Source organism: Enterococcus sp. C53 (assembly GCF_040887425.1).
Taxonomy (GTDB): domain Bacteria; phylum Bacillota; class Bacilli; order Lactobacillales; family Enterococcaceae; genus Enterococcus_B; species Enterococcus_B hirae.
This window is the reverse complement of record NZ_JBFOFT010000002.1, coordinates 301,236-319,704: the sequence shown is the minus strand read 5'-3', so window position 1 is coordinate 319,704 and position 18,469 is coordinate 301,236. Positions and strand designations below refer to the sequence as shown.

Genomic DNA, 18,469 nt, shown 5'->3' with positions numbered 1-18,469 from the left:
CCTTTTATGACTTGATTTTATTTCTGATTTATTCGTTGTTTTCTTTGTGATTCTCTTTATTATTTTCTTTTGCTTTATCAACGATGTCTTGTAATTCTTTTAAAAACACCGACATATCTTTAAATTGACGATAAACACTGGCAAAACGGATATAAGCAATCTCATCTAAATTGACCAGATCTTCCATCACGTATTCTCCGATCAACGTCGTCGATACTTCATTTTCACCAAGACTTCGCACCCGATTTTCAACATGGGTTACGATTTGTTCCATTTGTTCCATCGCAACTGGTCTTTTTTCTGCTGAACGGATTAATCCTCTTAAAATCTTGTCACGATTAAATTCTTCCCGTTCCCCATTTTTTTTGATCACTAATAAAGGTGCTGCTTCAATTCTTTCAAATGTTGTAAAACGAAAAGAACAGTTTTCGCACTCTCGTCTTCGACGAATTGCTCGACCATCATCCGCTTGTCGACTATCAATCACTCGGGAATTGTTATGTTGACATCTAGGACATCTCATTATTTTCACCTCTTAATATGAAATTTTTCTGATATACATTCATTTAATATATTGAATCAATTTATATAGTATTGATTCAACGAACATTCAAAGGATAAATTTTCACTCGATAATAGTTACGTAAATAATTACGTATGAAACAATATTTTTATGATTCACTCCTGCTTTTCATAAAAAAAGTTTCACACATGTAACTAGTTGTATTATAACATGAAACAATTCTTACAGGCGACTCTCCTGTATAAAAAACCTCGTTAGAAGAACCTTTTTTTCAATCGATTGATCGAAATTGTTCCAAAGCAAAACAATTAGGCTTGACTTTCGAGAAAACTGCATGTAAAACAGTGCTTCTTAAAAACTTCTTTCAGGTGCATACTTCAAAAAAAACAGAGAGTGAGACAAAACTTGTCTCACTCTCTGTTTCAACAGTCTAAGTTATACCCATTAAAGTTTTTCTTCAATCCCTGTATAATGTTTCATTCGTTGTTCATCGATTTTTTGTTGTTCAGGAATATGATCGGATTCTGGTAAAGGTGTTTTTTTGTGTGTTGGATCATCTTTTTTTCGTTCTTGTGTCAGATCTTGCTCATTGGCTTCTTTTTCTGCTTGTTGGTCTTCTAATTCATCGACTCTGGCTTTGTAGCGTTCATCATTTTCTTTTGCAGCTTCTGATTGTGCCCGTCCTTCATCTACCAGTTCATCTTTATTCAAGATCTCTCCTAGTTTTTCTTTTGCAGAACCGACTACTTTATCTTTTTGATTTTTAAAAGTCCCCATACCAATTCCCCTCTTTTCTTTATATTCAGCATAGCAAACTATCTAAATATACTCAAAGAAATCGATTGTTGAAGTCCGAGAGCCAACGTTCGATTTGACAAGTCAGTTCATCCTTACTACCGGAATTGTCAAAAACGATATCTGCTAATTTTTTCTTTTCTTCAATCGGCATCTGGCTTTGTATTCTTTTCTTTGCTTCGTCTAGTGTCAATTGATTTCTTTTCATCAAACGTTGCAATTGAATTTCTTCTGGAAGGTAAACGACTGCTACAGCATCCATTTCCTGTTCATAATGACCTTCAAATAATAAAGGGATATCAACGACAACTAAAGGATAATTTGCTTTTTGTTGCTTAATCTGTTCCGTAATCGCTTGACGGATAAAGGGGTCTAATAAGCGATCAAGTTTTTGTCTTTGTTCTGTTGAATCGAAAATAATCTTAGCTAAAGCTACTCGATCAAGCGAGCCATCTTCTTGAAGGATTTCTTCCCCAAATTCTTGAACGATTGCCGCCAATCCAGGAGTCTGAGGTTGGACGACTTCACGGGCGATGATATCTCCATCGATCATCGGGATTTGGTGACGGCTAAAAACAGCTGCTGCAGTGCTTTTCCCAGTAGCAATCCCACCAGTTAAGCCTAAGACATAGCCTACTTGCTGATTTTTAGTCTTTGGCAATTTGGACAATAGTGAGTCCCCCTTTGCGCTACTTTTGTTTTGACGATCGGTGTATGACAACGAACACATGGTTGACCAGTCTGACCATAGACATGTAAAGCTACTTGAAAGTTACCTGACTCGCCTAACGCATTGAGATAACTCCTGATCGTCGTTCCGCCAGCCTCAATTGCCCGAGACAACACGTCAATAATTGCTTTTCGTAACAACTCTGCTTCTTTGGGCTTCAATGTATCCGCTGGCTGTTCTGGATGGATCTTTGCTTCCCAAAGCGCTTCATCCACATAGATATTCCCTAAACCTGTTACTAACTTTTGATCTAATAATAATGGTTTAATCGCTTTATGAGATTTTTGTAAGCCTAAACGAAAGCCGTCTAATAAAAATGTATCTGGCAACGGTTCTGGACCTAATTTCATGATGCCTTTGTAGGCATCACTCGTTCCTTTTTCAACTAATGTCATTCGTCCAAATTTACGTACATCATGGTATCGGAGTTGGCTACCATCTTCAAAGAAAAAAATGACATGCGTGTGTTTATCGATCGGTTCATTTTTTTCAACAAATTGGTATTTTCCTTCCATACGTAAATGCGAGATCAATTCATAATGACTCAAACGAAAAATTAAAAACTTGCCTCTTCGATCAATAGACAGAATCTCTTCGCCAACTAACGAAGCTTCAAAGATTGCTGTTTCTGGTTGTTCAATTATTCTTGGCCATAAGACTTGGATTTTTTGGATTTTCTTTCCAACGACTAAACGAGACAAGCCTTTTCGTACAGTTTCTACTTCTGGTAATTCTGGCATGTTTTCACCTTCGACTTATTTGCTTTTTTATCTATTTATTGAGCAGATCGGTTCAATAGTGGCAATCAGCTATTTCGCTTCATACCACGTTTTCCCCCAACTACTATCTGTAATCAATGGTACGTGTAAGGACACGGCATGTTCCATGACTTCACTTACTAATTTGTCTAATCGTTCTAATTCTGTTTCTGGCACTTCAAAAACCAATTCATCGTGTACTTGTAACAACATGGTTGCTGATAGTTTTTCTTCTTTTAAGCGTTTATCCAACTCGATCATCGCGATTTTAAGAATATCAGCGGCACTTCCTTGGATTGGGGTATTGATTGCTGTTCTTTCAGCAAAAGAACGTATATTATAATTTCGTGAATTGATATCTGGTAAATAACGTCTGCGATGGTAAAGGGTTTCGACAAATCCTTGTTCCTTTGCTTCACGAACGATACGTTCCATATATTCTTTGACTCCAGGATATTTCTCAAAATACGTATCAATGTACTGTTGCGCTGCTTTTCTTGTAATCCCAAGATTTTGTGATAAACCATAGTCAGAAATGCCATAAACGATCCCAAAATTGACTGCTTTTGCTTGACGACGCATATTTGGTGTGACATCTTCTGCTTTTTCAATCCCAAAAACACGCATAGCAGTACTTGCATGGATGTCTTGTCCTTCAAGAAAGGCTGCTTTTAAATGTTCATCATTCGAGATATGAGCCAAGACTCGCAATTCGATTTGTGAATAGTCAGATGAATAGATCAACCAGTCTTTTTCTCTAGGCACAAACGCTTGGCGAATCTTTCGCCCTTCATCTAAGCGAATAGGAATATTCTGTAAATTAGGATCTACTGAACTTAAACGCCCTGTTTGAGTCAATGTTTGAACATATCTGGTATGGACTTTCCCATCGGATTGAATGACTTTTAACAAACCTTCTACATAAGTTGACTGGATCTTGGCGATTTGGCGATACGTCAAGATGTCATCCACGATTGGTGCTTGTTCTCTTAATTGTTCTAAAACATCGACCGCAGTGGAATAGCCCGTCTTCGTTTTCTTGATCACCGGTAACCCCATTTTTTCAAATAAAATGACCCCTAATTGTTTTGGTGAGTTTAAATTGAAGGATTCACCAGCCTCTTGATAGATTGTTTCCTCGATCTCTTTCAATCGATCGGAGAATTCGATTTTCATTTCTTGTAAACGAGAAGCATCAACTTTGATACCAGTGATTTCCATTTCAGCTAAGATGATTGAAAGGGGTAGTTCCATCTCACGGAACAAGGCCATTTGGTTTTTTTCTGTTAATTCTTGACTTAACTTAGGTGTTAAAACATTAATGGCAGATACTTTTCTGGCAAGGTGGGCAAAAAATACTTCTTCCTCTTCCGGTAATCCTTTTTTTGCCCCTTTTCCATAAATTGCTTCATCTGACTGCACTTCATGATAGCCATAATGGGCAGCGATTCCTTCAATATCCGTACTTTTCTCATTTGTATCAAGCAAGTAGGCACCAAGCAAGACATCAAAATCGATCCCTTTTGTTTTCGTAGCATAACGATTTAAAGCCACATAAGTCCGTTTAGCATCATAGACTTTTTTCAACCGTGTTGGATCAGCTAGCCAAGCACAAAAAGCTTCGTTCTCAAATAACGCTAGATCATTCGTAACATAAATTTTTTGTTTCGTCCCCCAAGCTACACCCACGATATCTTCTGTATGGTAATTGTCTCCCATCATCTCCACATATAAAGCCATGTCAGTCGTGAACATGTCCTCATGGTATTCATGGACTACTTCAAATAGGATATCTTCAAGTTCTACTTCTTCCTCAACAAGGTCCAGCTTTGCCAGGAATTGTTTAAATTCCATTTCTTTATAAAATGGCACCAATTTCTCTAAGTTTTTCCCTTCATATTTCAATGAATCAATCGAGACTTCAACTGGCGCATCTGTATTGATCGTCGCTAATTGTTTGGATAAGAAAGCTTGTTCTTTATCATTGATCAAATTTTCTTTCATTTTGCTTTGTTTCATTTCATCAATATGCTCATAGATCCCTTCAACGGATCCATATTGTTTTAACAATTTGATTGCTGTTTTTTCGCCGATTTTCGTCACACCAGGAATATTGTCTGAAGCGTCTCCTGCCAAACCTTTCATATCAATGATTTGATTTGGCGTCAACCCATCATATTTTTCAGCAACATGTTCAGGTGTGTAACTTTCGATATCACTCACACCTTTCACCGTAATGTCTACTTTGATTTCATTACTAGCTAATTGAGTCAGATCTCGATCACCAGATAAAACAACGACATCAAATTCTTCTTTATTGACTTTTTCGGCTAATGTCCCAATGATGTCATCCGCTTCATAATTAGGTAATTCATAGTATTGGACACCTAGTCCTGTGAGTAATTCACGAATGTAAGGCATCTGTTCTTTAAATTCTCCAGGAGTTTTTGAACGGCCACCTTTGTATTCTGCATACATCTCGGTTCTAAACGTCGTCTTTCCTGCATCGAATGCAACTAATACATGAGTAGGTTGCTCTTTTTGCATCACATTTTCAAACATCGTGTTAAAAGCATAGATCGCATTTGTATGCAACCCATTTCTATTTTTAAACCGTTCTAATGAATTGTGTAAAGCAAAAAATGCGCGAAAAGCAACACTATTTCCATCTACAAGTAATAATTTATTTTTTGTCATCTGCCTAACTCCTTACTGTAAAGTTCTTATTTATTCTAACAAAGAATACTGAGGAAAGCGAAAAGAAAAACGCAAATTAACCACTTTACTGAACAAAAAAGAGTGAAAAGACTCAATGCTTTTCACTCTTATAATTATTGTTCAACTGAACGATCCATTCAATCGCTTAATTGTTACGTCCGAAAATTCTTAAGAATGCTAAGAACAAGTTGATAAAATCAAGGTATAGTTGCAATGCCAAGAAAACGGCAATTCCACTGTGTGCTGTCCCATTTGATTCTATATAGATTGACCGGATCTTTTGGTTGTCATATGCGGTAATTCCTGCGAAGATCACGACTAAAAGAAGAGAAATAAACAACTCTACTGCGCTGCTTCGTAAAATAAAGACATTTAAGACCATGGCAATAATGACACCGATCAATGCGGCCATTCCGGCACGGCTGACACCTGTCAAATCTTTTTTAGTAACCAAGCCTACAACGGACATCCCTAAAAACATTCCAGTTGCTGTAATAAACGCTCTGGTAATGCTACCGATATCATACATCGCTAATGTGACAGCTAACGTCAGTCCATTCAAGAGCGAATACGCAATAAAACCACCAATAGCTAAACTTGGGTTTTTAGCTGCTTTAACGCCCAATACAACTACTAAAATCAACTCTACGATCCAGAGACCCATAAAGCCTAATGGGAAATTATTGATGAACGAGAAAACTTGTTGAGGATATACTTGTAATGCGAGATAAGAGATAATCGCACTTAATGCTAGACCTCCTCCTAGATAACCATAGACCTTAGCATAGAAGCGATTCAGTCCTGTTGAAATAGTACCTTGATTATTCATATGTTTCACCTTCACTTTCAAGAGTAATCTCTAATTCTGGTTCGACCGGTGGCTGAACCATCACTACTGCATCCAATACCCGATTTTCTTCGCTATTGTTTGCTTCGACAGAGATTGTCACGACATTTTTCATTTTGTCTACTTTGATAATATCAAACTGAAAAGTCAATGTTTGATAATGGAAAACTGGCTCAATAAAATTGACAGAAAAATTGACTACATGAGACCCAGGACCTGGCAAATGTTTTGAAATTGCACTGGTGATGATGCCCATCAACATGACAGAAGGCACAATCGGTTGTTGGTACTCCGTTTGTTTCGCAAAATCATGTTGGATGTATAGTGGATTCGCATCATTTGTTAGTCCTAAATACAATAACAGCTGATTGTCTTCAATCGATTCAGTTAAAGACAACGAGTCCCCTTCCTCCAGTTCATTGATGGTTTTTCCTAATTTACGTGGTTTACTTATGTTCAAGTTAGTAACCCTCCAGTTTATATATTGATCACTTCTTATTGTATCAAAACAGTCCAAAAAGGCAAGTTACACTGATTAAAACAAGAAAATATTAACGAAACTGAAAGAAGACAGCGATGTTGATTCCTCTTTTGAAAACCAGAAAAATCAAAAAATCTCTACCTGTTAAGTTTCATTCTTTAACAGATAGAGACTGCTTTACAATCGACTACTTAAAAAATAGATTACAATACATTCTTTGTCGTACTACTTAATAATTTTTCATACGCTTGTTCAAATTTTTGAACGTCCCCTGCACCCATAAAGATAATGACAGCATCGTGGAAATCAAGTAAAGGAGAAACATTGTCTTCTTTGATCACTTGACCACCTTTTTTGATTTTATTGCCAAGATCTTCAATTTTGACATCGCCCTGTTCTTCACGAGCAGAGCCAAATATATCACATAGGTAAACTTTATCTGCAAGATCTAGTGCTTCTGCAAACTCATCCATCAAAGCAATTGTGCGGGTAAATGTATGAGGTTGGAAAACTGCAATGATTTCTTTATCAGGGTACTTTTGTCGAGCCCCATCGATTGTTGCTTTGATTTCAGCTGGATGATGAGCATAATCATCTACAACTGTCATATCAGCTACGATTTTTTCGCTAAAGCGACGTTTTACACCTGGGAATGTTAACAATTCTTTCGCTACTTCTTCTTGGTCTAGTTTTTCAAAATAAGCAACTGCGATCACTCCTAATGCATTTAATATATTATGTTTGCCAAAAGCAGGAACAGTGAAATGTCCCACAAATTCATCTTTGTGGTACACATCGAAAGCTGACCCCGTCGTTGTGCGTTCGATATTCCGAGCTTGGATATCATCATCTTCAGAAACACCATAATAATAGATCGGAACATCTGCTTCTAATTTTCTTAAGTAAGCATCGTCTCCATAGGCAAAGATCGCTTTTTTCACTTGATTTGCCATTGATTGAAATGCGGTAAACACATCATCAATACTTGTATAATAATCTGGATGATCAAAATCAATATTTGTCATGATAACATAATCAGGCGAATATGCTAAGAAATGGCGACGATATTCACAAGCTTCAAATGCAAAAAATTCTGCTTGAGGATCGCCATGTCCTGTGCCATCACCAATTAAATAACTTGTTGGACGAATGCCAGTCAACATATGTGAAAGTAATCCTGTCGTACTCGTTTTACCATGTGAACCAGTCACTGCAATACTCGTGTAGTTTTGGATAAAGTCGCCGATAAAGTCATGATAACGAACAACTTCTAATCCCAACTCTTTCGCTCTTTGAATCTCCTCATGCGTATCTGGGAAAGCATTACCAGCAATGATCGTCATTCCAGGTTGAACATTCTCTGCATCAAAAGGCAAAATTTTGATATTTGCTTTTTCTAAATCCCTTTGTGTAAAGAAATATTTTTCGATATCTGATCCTTGTACTGGTAACCCTTGCTCGTGTAAGACAAGTGCCAATGAGCTCATTCCTGATCCTTTAATACCAACAAAATGGTATAATTTATTTTGATTTTCCATTTGAATCCTCTTCTCTTAAATATCATCCATTATTTTGTTTTCTATTACAACACGTTCCTCATTATCATATAAACCTAAAAAAATTTCAACCAAATATATTTGAAGAGGTTACTTACTTGAAAAATCGTTCAAATTTAAAAACTGGCTAACGCTCTCGTTTGGTCTACTAGGGATGATTTTCTCATGAACGCAAGAAAGTTCCTGAAACAGAAGAACGGATCCGTTGATAGGCTGACCAAACTTTTTGTGGGATGTCCACATGATTCATATAATTTTTCCCATTTGGTCCATAGCCCTGTTCATCATCCTTCAAACGAACCATTTCTCCTAAAACTAACGCATAGAAATAATCTTTCGACCATTGATCGTTCAACTCTGGCTGAGAAAAATGTAACTCTTCCGCTAGTTCAATTAATTGGGGAACAAATGGGACATAGTTACACCATTCTACTCCTGTGCCTTTCCAGACCTTCTCAAAAGTTGCTCTGGTACGTCGCTGTAATGTTGGATCATTCATAAGAAAAATCCGTTCAGGTAAAGCGCCCTTTTTTTGAAGGATCGTCAAGGCATGTTGTGCATTTTCCCCAGAGTTCGTCGAGGTTGTTTCTAAAATGAATCTTTCAGTTGGAATGTGGTATTTTTCTGTTAAGTAACGAAAACACATCTCACTTTCACTGAGTCCATCCTCAAATAAAACCCCTTGCTTTGCAAAATTTTGGCGAAGCACCTTAGTAGCATGTCCGATTCCTCCGACTAGAAAAATTTGCTGCACTTGTCCTTGCAAATACAGTTCAGCTGCCTTATCAGCAAGAATCGGTAAGCCATTACCTGCTAGAATCACTATTGGTGCCGAATCATTTGTTCTTTGATCACTTGCATCAGCCAAAAAGGATAGCAAACAATTCCAATCTTTCAATTGTTCCCCTTGATTCGTCATGAGCTTTTTTCTCCTTTTTAAGATTTTTTACTTACTGGAAAGCTGTTCATTTGGCACTTTATCCAGTGTTTCCTTCCAAATCAAATGCCCTCGACATTTCCCGCAAACATAGCGTTTGGTATCGATTTTTCGTTTGCGGTAAATATCGGTTGTACAACTAGCACACTGATACCATTCAATTTTAGTCGTTTTCTTAGCAGAAAGAGCAGGAGCGTATCTTAAACCACCCGTTTTTTTTAGTAAAACCTTAAAATCAGCATCTCGATGACGATAACCTTTATTAGCTAAATGCAAATGATAATGACATAATTCATGTTTAATGATTGCAACTTTTGTCGCTTCATCCACTTCTTGAAACATCTTCCAATTAAAATCTAAATGATGGTCGTTTAAGTGATAACGTCCCCCTGTAGATCGCAAACGAGAATTGAATTTTGCTTGATGCTTAAAGGGCAATGAAAAACTATCTAGCGAGATTTTTTCAACGAGTTGCTGCAATTCGATTTCTGTCACTTTATTTCGCCTCATAAGGGGAAAGCATCGTTAAACTGATTCTTCCTTTATTGACATCAACAGCTTCAATCCAAACTGTTACAACATCGCCTACAGAAACGACATCAGTAGGATGTTTAACAAATTTTTTACTTAATTTAGAAAGATGAACTAATCCGTCTTGCTTTACACCGATATCAACAAACGCACCAAAGTCGATTACATTCCGTACAGTCCCTTTCAACTCCATCCCTGGTTTCAAATCTTCCATACTTAAAACATCTGAACGCAAGAGTGGGGCTGGCATTTCATCCCGCATATCTCTACCAGGTCGGGTTAACCCTTCAAGAATATCAGCTAACGTTTCTTCTCCTACAGATAATGTTTTGGATAAATGAGTGGAAGAAAGTTGAGATAGGGTTTCGATTGCTTCTTTTTTACCTAATGCTTTCTCTGATAACCCGTTGCTTTTTAGAATTTCTTTTGCTATTGGATAGCTTTCTGGGTGAATGCCTGTATTATCAAGAATGTTTTTCCCACCTGGTACACGGATAAACCCGATCGCTTGCTCATAAGCCTTTGGTCCTAAGCGAGGAACTTTTTTCAATTGCGCTCGCGTCTCAAACGCACCATTTTCTTCTCGATAAGTCACAATATTTTGAGCAGTTGTTTTATTCAAACCAGAGATGTGTTGCAATAATTGAGGGCTTGCAGTATTAACATCCACACCCACTTGATTGACCACAGTTTCTACTACAAAATCTAATTGTTCCGCTAAACGTTTTTGAGAAACATCATGTTGGTATTGTCCAACTCCTACAGCTTTAGGGTCAATCTTCACTAATTCAGCTAATGGATCTTGCAAACGTCGAGCGATCGACACTGCACTTCGCTCTTCCACTTGGAGGTCAGGAAATTCTTTGCGGGCAATATCACTTGCAGAATAAACAGAAGCTCCCGCCTCATTCACGATCGCATAGTACGCTTTATGATCAGCTGATTTTAATTGTTCAGCAACAAATTGTTCTGATTCACGGCTAGCAGTACCATTCCCTATTGCGACCATATCTACTTGGTATTGGTTGATCAATTGAACAAAAGCAGGTCCTGCAGCTTCACGTTTCGCTTGAGAAGCAGGTTTATGCGGATAGATGACTTCAATTGCCAAAACTTTACCTGTCGCATCTACTACAGCTAACTTACATCCTGTACGATAGGCTGGATCGAATCCTAAAACGACTTTTCCTTTTAAAGGAGGTTGTAACAAGAGATTACGGAGGTTTTCTCCAAAGATCGCAATTGCTTGCTCATCAGCTTTTTCAGTTAATTCATTGCGCACTTCCCGCTCAATCGCAGGTTGAATAAACCGTTTGTAACTATCTTGATAAGCATTCCTAACAAACATAGTTGCGGGAGAAGCTGGGTTATTGATCAATTGCCGCTCCAAATAAGACAAAATAGGTTCCTCTTCCACTTGGAGTCCGACTTTCAAAATACCTTCTTTTTCACCACGATTCGTCGCTAAAATGCGATGAGAGACGATTTTATGAATGGGTTCGGCATAATCATAATACATTTCATATACCGCTTTTTCATCTAACTCCTTCTTTTTAACGACACTGACATAAGAACCTTTATTGTAGGTATAGGAGCGTACCCACGTTCTGTAAGTTGCATTATCACTGACTTCTTCAGCAATGATTTCGTGAACGCCTTGCAATACTTCCTCGACCGTATGAACTTCTTTTTCATCATTGAGGTATTTTTTTGCTTCTGCATAGACATCTTCATTGGGCAATTGACGAAGCCACTGGGCAAAAGGCTCTAATCCTTTTTCTTTTGCGATCGTCGCTTTCGTTCTGCGTTTTTGTTTATAAGGACGATACAAGTCTTCTACTTGTTGCATTTTAACTGCTAAAGTAATGTCTTTTTTCAATTCTGGCGTTAGCTTACCTTGTTCATCGATTAAACGAATCACTTCTTGTTTTCGTTTCTCTAAGTTTTCTAAATAAGCATAGCGCTCTTCAATTTCTCGAATTTGTACCTCATCTAAGCTACCGGTCATTTCTTTTCGGTAACGTGCAATAAATGGGACAGTATTTCCTTCGTTCAATAAATTCAATACGGTGGTAAGTTGTTTTGAATGATACATCGTTAGTTCTTTTTGAACTAACTGGACAATTGTTTGATTTAAATTCTCTGCCATCAATATACTCCCTTTTTAAGTTAAAGCCATTTTCATTATTCCCTGTTTCTAAATAAAAATGGTGGATTTTCTCACATACTTATTTATTTTATCATATTTGATAACAGTACTTATAGCAGCTCTTAGCAAAACAAATCAATCACACTAAAAATTCCCTATAATAGTTGAGGAATTTGAGTTTCCTCAATACTTTTATAAGGAATCATGTACTGTTATCCTGATCCATTAATTTCCTTGCCACGGTCCTTCAGTGTTTTGATACTCAATGTCTTGAACGATACCAGTTTCATCAAAAACCACACCATGCATCGATCCACCAAAGACTGCTCCACCGTCAATTCCGATTTTCTTATCGTGAATCCATAAATCTGTCGTTTCCATATCTCCGTGTAGCATAGGGGTAATGGTATGACCAAAAACGATTGTTTTTCCTGTATTATTTTTACCTTCATGGAAAGGTTCGCGAATCCAGATGAAATCATGAGGGTTTGTATCATGCCAATCTTTTTTAGTTAAGTCAACCCCTGCATGGACAAAGAGATAATTATGCCATTCATAATAAAGCGGCCGCTCACATAAAAAATCAATCAGTTCGCCATATCGTGAGCGAATCATCAACGCAATCTCTGTGGGCGAATACTCTTCAGTTGACCCAGGGTGTAAAAGACTGTCAAATGTTTCTTTGCCACCATTCCGTAAATAGGGCTCATACCAGTCTTCAGGACTTTGGAGGAACTGCAAAAAGTACTCTTCGTGGTTTCCTCGAAGATAAATCGCGTTATTTTCTTTGGCTAGCTGCATACCTAGTAAAAAACACTCTTTCGTATTAGGGCCTCTATCATTCAAATCCCCCATCAATACTAATTGATGATTTAATGGATCAAATTCGTTGACCAATTTTTTAAAGAGATCGTATTTTCCATGAACATCGCCAATCGCATACACCCACTTTTTCATGATGAAACTCTCCCTTTCCATTGTAGTATAACGTATCTTTCGCATAGATTAACACTTATCGAAAAGGTTTTTCCCTTTCCTATACTGATTTTCTCAATAAAAAGAAAAAAAGACAAGCCAAAAATAAAGATAGCAAAGGAATTCCCTTATTCAATCAGCGCTCAACTAGAGCTAGGTGATTGGAGAACAGCTTCTCCTGGTATGTTTATTTTTCAGCTTGTCACTAAATGCTAGTTAAAAAAAGCAGCTAATTTTTCTTCTACTTCTTTTTCAGACAGTTGATGCTCTTTGATGTAGCGGTTTTGTGGATGTTTTGCGCATTCGATCGAACAAGAACCTAAATGTTTTTCTTCATTTTCAACAGAAGTCAACATCTGACGATTGCATTCAGGATTGCCACAATTGATGTAGCGTTCGCAAGGCGTACCGTCGAACCAATCTTTGCCTACGATTCGTTTATCCACTTGATTGATATCAACTGCAATACGTTCATCAAACACATACATCTTACCATCCCACAATTCTCCTTGAACTTCAGGGTCTTTTCCATAAGTTGCGATCCCGCCGTGTAGTTGACCAACATCTTTGAAGCCTTCACGGACTAACCAACCAGAAAATTTTTCGCAACGAATCCCACCAGTACAATAAGTAACCACTCGTTTTTCCATAAATTCTTCTTTATGATCACGGATCCATTTAGGGAGTTCCCTAAAGCTTCTAATATCAGGACGAACAGCCCCACGAAAATGTCCTAGATCATACTCGTAATCATTTCTGGCATCAATGACAACAGTATCTTCATCTAAAATTGCCTCTTTGAATTCTTTTGGTGAGAGATAATCTCCTGTCAATTCGTGAGGATCGATATCGTCTTCTAATTTCAAAGAAACAAGTTCTGGTCGTGCACGAACAAACATTTTCTTAAATGCGTGGCCTTCACTTGGATCAATTTTAAAAAATGTATCAGCAAAACGCTCGTCTTGATGCATCATCGCCATATATTTTTCAGTTTCTTCGATCGTTCCAGACAATGTGCCGTTGATACCCTCTTTGGCAACTAAGATTCTTCCTTTTAAATTCAACGATTTACAAAAGGCTAAATGTTCCTTCGCAAATTGCTCTGGGTCTTCAATGGTTGTGTAGTTGTAATAAAGTAATACTTGGTAATCCATGTTTTCTTTCCTTCCTTCTCTTCTCTCCAGAATAGTATAAAAAAAGTAAGGTTCGTTTGACGATATTTATGCTTGTGTATTTATGTTCAAACTCTTCAGTTAACATAATATAATTATCGTTTTTTAATTTAGGCAAACTTTACTATATAAAAGATGGAATAAGATGACCTCAACGATGGAATGACCATTTACATAAACTAGGTTCTACCAAGTGAAAAACACCCACTCTACTAGTCGCTAAACATGACCTGTTTAACTACTAGTAGAATGAGTGTCTGAAGACTACCTTCAAATCATTTCTTTATTTCCCTGTTACTGCAAAATAATTACCATCAGGATCGGCAAAATTAAATACGTATTCTTCACCTAACTGGACTAATTCGCCTAATACCGTACCTTGTGCTTGCATTTTCTTATATAAATCAAAAATATCATCGCTATAAAACATCAAGGATGGGGAACTTCCAGCAACTTCTGGGGAATGTTGTTCAATGAATTCCCGATCGTATAAGACAAGTGAAGTAGTCGCCTTCTCTGATTGGGCGATTTCTACAACCAGTGTGCCATCCATTTCTTGACGATCTAATTCTTTGAATCCAACGGCAGTCCAAAAATCAACGTTTTTTTTCACATCATCAACATATAACATGATTTTCATTTCATTGGTAAACATGTAAATCCTCCTACATTTCTTCTTTTTAGAAGTCATAAGCTTAACTATTTTAGCATACGGAGATCGGAAAAGCTATCTTCACTCCATCTTTATACTCTTATACTTGCCCTTATTGTCATAGTTTTTGGAGTGGATGGAATCTCGTTTTCACTTTTCGGAATAAAATAGATTCTCTGTATCAATCGCTTATAAAAAAAACAGATCCCGTCTCAAAGACGAAATCTGTTTTTGGCTTATAACTAAGCATTGACATCAATGACTTTTGAATCATCTTTGATTGCTTCACGATCCAAGTCCTTAATTCTAGCACTTGTGACAATCCCGGCAACCATACTGCCACTGACGTTCGTTGCTGTTCGAGCCATATCAATCAATGGTTCTACTGAGATAACTAAGCCAACGATGGCAACTGGCAAATTCATCGCCCCTAAGACGATCAATGAAGCAAACGTTGCGCCACCACCAACACCGGCTACACCAAATGAGCTGATCGTGACGATTGCAACTAACATCAAGATAAAGCCAATACTAAAAACATCAATTCCAGCAGCTGGAGCAACGATCGTGGCTAGCATCGCTGGATACACACCTGCACAGCCGTTTTGCCCAATTGATAAACCAAAACTGGCTGAAAAATTCGCTGTTGCTTCATCCACACCTAACGCTTTGGTCTGTGTTTCGATATTCAATGGCAATGCCCCTGCACTTGAACGTGAAGTAAAAGCAAAGCTCAATACTGGAAAAGCTTTTTTAAAGTAGTCAAACGGATTGACTTTCACTGAAAGCAAGATCAATGAATGAACAATCAAGACTGCTAGTAAAGCAACATATGAAGCAAGTACGAATTTTCCTAAATTGATAATGGCAACAAAATCACTAGTAGCCATCACATTCGTCATCAACGCAAAGACGCCATATGGAGTCAAACGTAAAACTAAGGTAACGATACGCATAACGATTTTATATAAACTATCAATCAAATTGGCAAAAAATTCTGCTTCTTTCGGTGCTTTTCTTTTGACTCCTAGATAAGCAATCCCGACAAATGCAGCAAAAATCACAACACCGATCGTACTTGTTGCACGTGTACCAGCTAGATCAGCAAAGACATTTTTAGGGATGAATGATAATATTTGTTGCGGAATCGTTAATCCTTGGATACTCTCTTGGCGAGTGGCTAATTCCGAGATTCGAGCTGTTTCTGCTGCGCCCTCGGTAAACTTCGCTCCTTGAAGACCAAATAATATGGTTGTACCGATTCCAATCAATGCAGCAATTGCTGTTGTTGCAAGCAGTGAGGTTAATACTGTTGCACTGATTTTACCTAATTTTTCAGAAACTTTCATTTTTGTAAATGCGCCAACGATCGAGACGAATACTAATGGCATAATCAGCATTTGTAAGAAGCCGACATAGCCTTCACCTACGATATTGATCCATTCCATTGATTGACTGATGACTTGGTTATCTACTCCAAAAATCAATTGTAATAAGCCACCAAATACGATTCCGATAGCTAGAGCTGTATAAACCCTTGTTGAAAATTTTGCATGGCGCTTTTGCATGCGATAAAAAACATATAATAATACCGCAAAAACTAGAACCACTAAAACTGTGATGAGTGTTGTCATTTTACTCCTCCTCTAATTTTTAATGACAAGTCCATCTAAGGAAGTAAAGGTTCCCGAAAATGATTCTTCAATCATTTTCCTGAAAATATTTTTTTCAGCGACTCGTTCATTCTAGACTATTTATGTAAAAAATACATTCGTTTTGCTTACAATTAGTAATAGAAAAAAACCAGTAGTGATAGCCTTTGACTATCACTACTGGTTTTAAGCACGTTTTATGCTTCGTTTTCTTCTTTTTCAGATTGAAAATTTAGTTTCACGCCTGGTTGATCCAATGCAATCTCAGTTATTTCATAGGCCATTCGTTTGACGATGTCAAATAATGGCGCAACTAACTCATCCACTTCTTCTTGTGTGACATCATTTTGTCCTTCAATCTTTCGATTAAGGATATGGTTAATTTGACTCACGCTTCCTGATAAAACATATGTATCAAAGACTAAGCGAAATTCTAAACGTGCCCCTACGATACTGTGTTCTTTCGGATAGTTCTCAATCGTCTCTTTCAGAGGAGAAAATCCTACTTTTAAATCTGTTTCAACTTCTTGATCAGGCCTTTTAAAATCATAGTGAAATGCCTCTACTACTTCTTTTTGTCTTTTGATTTCCATTTGATCACTCCTTATTCAAATTATAACATACCTCACTTTGAAAGAGGATACTATTTTATTGCTTTCTCCTTGATATCAAGGATTTTTAAGAGATCATCTACAACATAATCGGCAGGAATATCTTGTAAAAAATGATCAATATCATACAAACAAGTCAAGACTCCTGCGTTCTTACCAGCTTCTATATCTAAACGACGATCACCAATCATGATCGTTTCCGACTTTTTCAATTGATGTCTTTGGATCAAATCATTTAATGAGTCGGGCGCTGGCTTACGAGGAAAATTCCGATCAATCCCGATGACTTCTTCAATCAAATCAGCTAGATCAAACTGCTCAAGTAATCCCCATGTTGAGGTTGAGAGTCGATGGGTCAAAATAAAATGCTTTGCACCTTGGCTTTTCAATAATCGTAACACTTCTTGGGTACCTGCAAAAGGCTTGGAAATTTTCTGACTCGCTGCTTCATAACGATGAAACAAAGGTGTAAATTGTTCTTCTGGTAATTGGTATTCTTTGATTAGTTGACGGGTGGAAAATTTCTTCATAATCGGATAAATCGTTTCTTGATCCGCTAAGATACCTAACGCAGCCATTGCTTGAAGCGCTCCATCGACCATGGCTGGATAAGTATCAAATAATGTTCCATCAAAATCCCAAACATAATTTTTTATCATCGTAACTTCTTTCCTTTAAATCTATTCATATTCCCACAAAACATGTCCCTCTTATAACAATTCTTTTCCGAGGATTTCTAACTCTTTATTTAAAGTGTATTGAATCGGTTGCGCATTCGGGATATCAATCGTATCCAACTGATTTTCTGGTACATCTTCTAAGTATTTCGTTAACGCACGTAAGCTATTCCCATGTCCAACCACTAAGACATTTTTACCACCTAATAAGTGTGGTGCAAGTTCATCTTGCCATAAAGGAACCACGCGCTCAACTGTCATCTCTAAGCTTTCACCATGGGAGAGCAAACGTGGATCTAAAGAATCATAGCGTCGATCAAAATGGTTTTCTGATACGAGTGGCGGAACTTCTCGATAGCCACGACGCCATTTTTTGACTTGTTCTTCGCCATATTCTTTTTTCATCTCCGTTTTATTTTTACCAACTAATGCCCCATAATGTCGTTCATTTAACCGCCAAGTTTTTTGGACGGGAAGATACAATTGATTCATTTCTTCTAAAGCTAACTGTGACGTTTTGATTGCTCTTTTTAGTACAGATGTATAAACGATATCAAAAACCAATCCTTGCTCATTCATTTTTCGTCCAGCTTCCGTTGCTTGTTGCATCCCCTTTTCAGTTAGCGCAACATCTAACCAGCCAGTCCAATAATTTTGAAAATTGGCTTCACTTTCACCATGTCGTAATAAGACTAACTTCATCCT

Annotated in this window: 18 protein-coding genes; all 18 read right to left on the bottom strand. The window is 37.5% G+C overall.

Annotation, left to right across the window (positions count from 1 at the left end; translation table 11 throughout):
* Window positions 1-28: 28 nt before the first annotated feature.
* A complete protein-coding gene (nrdR, locus tag AB3I42_RS04340; RefSeq protein ID WP_081123280.1) occupies window positions 29-523 on the bottom strand; it encodes a transcriptional regulator NrdR in 495 nt (164 codons plus the stop codon).
* Window positions 524-967: 444 nt separating this feature from the next.
* Entirely contained in the window at window positions 968-1,300 is a 333-nt protein-coding gene (locus AB3I42_RS04335; protein ID WP_181914479.1) for a CsbD family protein, read from the bottom strand.
* Between the two features lie 52 nt (window positions 1,301-1,352).
* Complete coding sequence (gene coaE / locus AB3I42_RS04330) at window positions 1,353-1,988, bottom strand: dephospho-CoA kinase (RefSeq protein ID WP_010719037.1); 636 nt, start codon at window positions 1,986-1,988, stop codon at window positions 1,353-1,355.
* A complete protein-coding gene (gene mutM / locus AB3I42_RS04325; protein WP_010737678.1) occupies window positions 1,952-2,788 on the bottom strand; it encodes a DNA-formamidopyrimidine glycosylase in 837 nt (278 codons plus the stop codon). The genes coaE and mutM overlap by 37 nt, the downstream gene beginning before the upstream one ends.
* 69 nt (window positions 2,789-2,857) lie before the next feature.
* Window positions 2,858-5,503 carry a DNA polymerase I gene (polA, locus tag AB3I42_RS04320; protein ID WP_010737679.1) on the bottom strand — a complete coding sequence of 882 codons (2,646 nt, stop codon included), beginning with the start codon at window positions 5,501-5,503 and terminating at the stop codon, window positions 2,858-2,860.
* A gap of 166 nt (window positions 5,504-5,669) precedes the next feature.
* Window positions 5,670-6,353 carry a Bax inhibitor-1/YccA family protein gene (locus tag AB3I42_RS04315; protein ID WP_081123282.1) on the bottom strand — a complete coding sequence of 228 codons (684 nt, stop codon included), beginning with the start codon at window positions 6,351-6,353 and terminating at the stop codon, window positions 5,670-5,672.
* Complete coding sequence (locus tag AB3I42_RS04310; RefSeq protein ID WP_010737681.1) at window positions 6,346-6,831, bottom strand: MaoC/PaaZ C-terminal domain-containing protein; 486 nt, start codon at window positions 6,829-6,831, stop codon at window positions 6,346-6,348. The genes AB3I42_RS04315 and AB3I42_RS04310 overlap by 8 nt, the downstream gene beginning before the upstream one ends.
* A gap of 224 nt (window positions 6,832-7,055) precedes the next feature.
* The gene (murC, locus tag AB3I42_RS04305) at window positions 7,056-8,390 is read right to left on the bottom strand and encodes a UDP-N-acetylmuramate--L-alanine ligase (protein WP_010737682.1); all 1,335 of its coding nucleotides are present in this window, start codon (window positions 8,388-8,390) and stop codon (window positions 7,056-7,058) included.
* A gap of 181 nt (window positions 8,391-8,571) precedes the next feature.
* Window positions 8,572-9,327: a YdcF family protein gene (locus AB3I42_RS04300; protein WP_010737683.1), complete on the bottom strand. Its 756-nt coding sequence runs from the start codon at window positions 9,325-9,327 to the stop codon at window positions 8,572-8,574.
* 27 nt (window positions 9,328-9,354) lie between these two features.
* The gene (locus AB3I42_RS04295) at window positions 9,355-9,840 is read right to left on the bottom strand and encodes a SprT family protein (protein WP_010737684.1); all 486 of its coding nucleotides are present in this window, start codon (window positions 9,838-9,840) and stop codon (window positions 9,355-9,357) included.
* 1 nt (window position 9,841) lies between these two features.
* The gene (locus tag AB3I42_RS04290; RefSeq protein WP_181914478.1) at window positions 9,842-12,025 is read right to left on the bottom strand and encodes a Tex family protein; all 2,184 of its coding nucleotides are present in this window, start codon (window positions 12,023-12,025) and stop codon (window positions 9,842-9,844) included.
* 225 nt (window positions 12,026-12,250) lie between these two features.
* Complete coding sequence (locus AB3I42_RS04285) at window positions 12,251-12,982, bottom strand: metallophosphoesterase family protein (RefSeq protein WP_181914477.1); 732 nt, start codon at window positions 12,980-12,982, stop codon at window positions 12,251-12,253.
* 230 nt (window positions 12,983-13,212) lie between these two features.
* Window positions 13,213-14,154, bottom strand: a complete 942-nt coding sequence (locus tag AB3I42_RS04280) for a rhodanese-related sulfurtransferase (RefSeq protein ID WP_010719027.1) — start codon at window positions 14,152-14,154, stop codon at window positions 13,213-13,215.
* Between the two features lie 301 nt (window positions 14,155-14,455).
* Window positions 14,456-14,827 carry a VOC family protein gene (locus AB3I42_RS04275; protein WP_010719026.1) on the bottom strand — a complete coding sequence of 124 codons (372 nt, stop codon included), beginning with the start codon at window positions 14,825-14,827 and terminating at the stop codon, window positions 14,456-14,458.
* 239 nt (window positions 14,828-15,066) lie between these two features.
* Window positions 15,067-16,458, bottom strand: coding sequence for an L-cystine transporter (locus AB3I42_RS04270; RefSeq protein WP_010719025.1), 1,392 nt, complete (start codon window positions 16,456-16,458; stop codon window positions 15,067-15,069).
* A 215-nt stretch (window positions 16,459-16,673) separates the two neighbouring features.
* Window positions 16,674-17,069, bottom strand: coding sequence for a DUF1149 family protein (locus AB3I42_RS04265; RefSeq protein WP_010719024.1), 396 nt, complete (start codon window positions 17,067-17,069; stop codon window positions 16,674-16,676).
* A gap of 50 nt (window positions 17,070-17,119) precedes the next feature.
* Window positions 17,120-17,743, bottom strand: coding sequence for an HAD-IA family hydrolase (locus tag AB3I42_RS04260; protein WP_025480503.1), 624 nt, complete (start codon window positions 17,741-17,743; stop codon window positions 17,120-17,122).
* 54 nt (window positions 17,744-17,797) lie between these two features.
* Window positions 17,798-18,466 carry a 2,3-diphosphoglycerate-dependent phosphoglycerate mutase gene (locus AB3I42_RS04255; protein ID WP_010737689.1) on the bottom strand — a complete coding sequence of 223 codons (669 nt, stop codon included), beginning with the start codon at window positions 18,464-18,466 and terminating at the stop codon, window positions 17,798-17,800.
* Window positions 18,467-18,469: the final 3 nt, after the last annotated feature.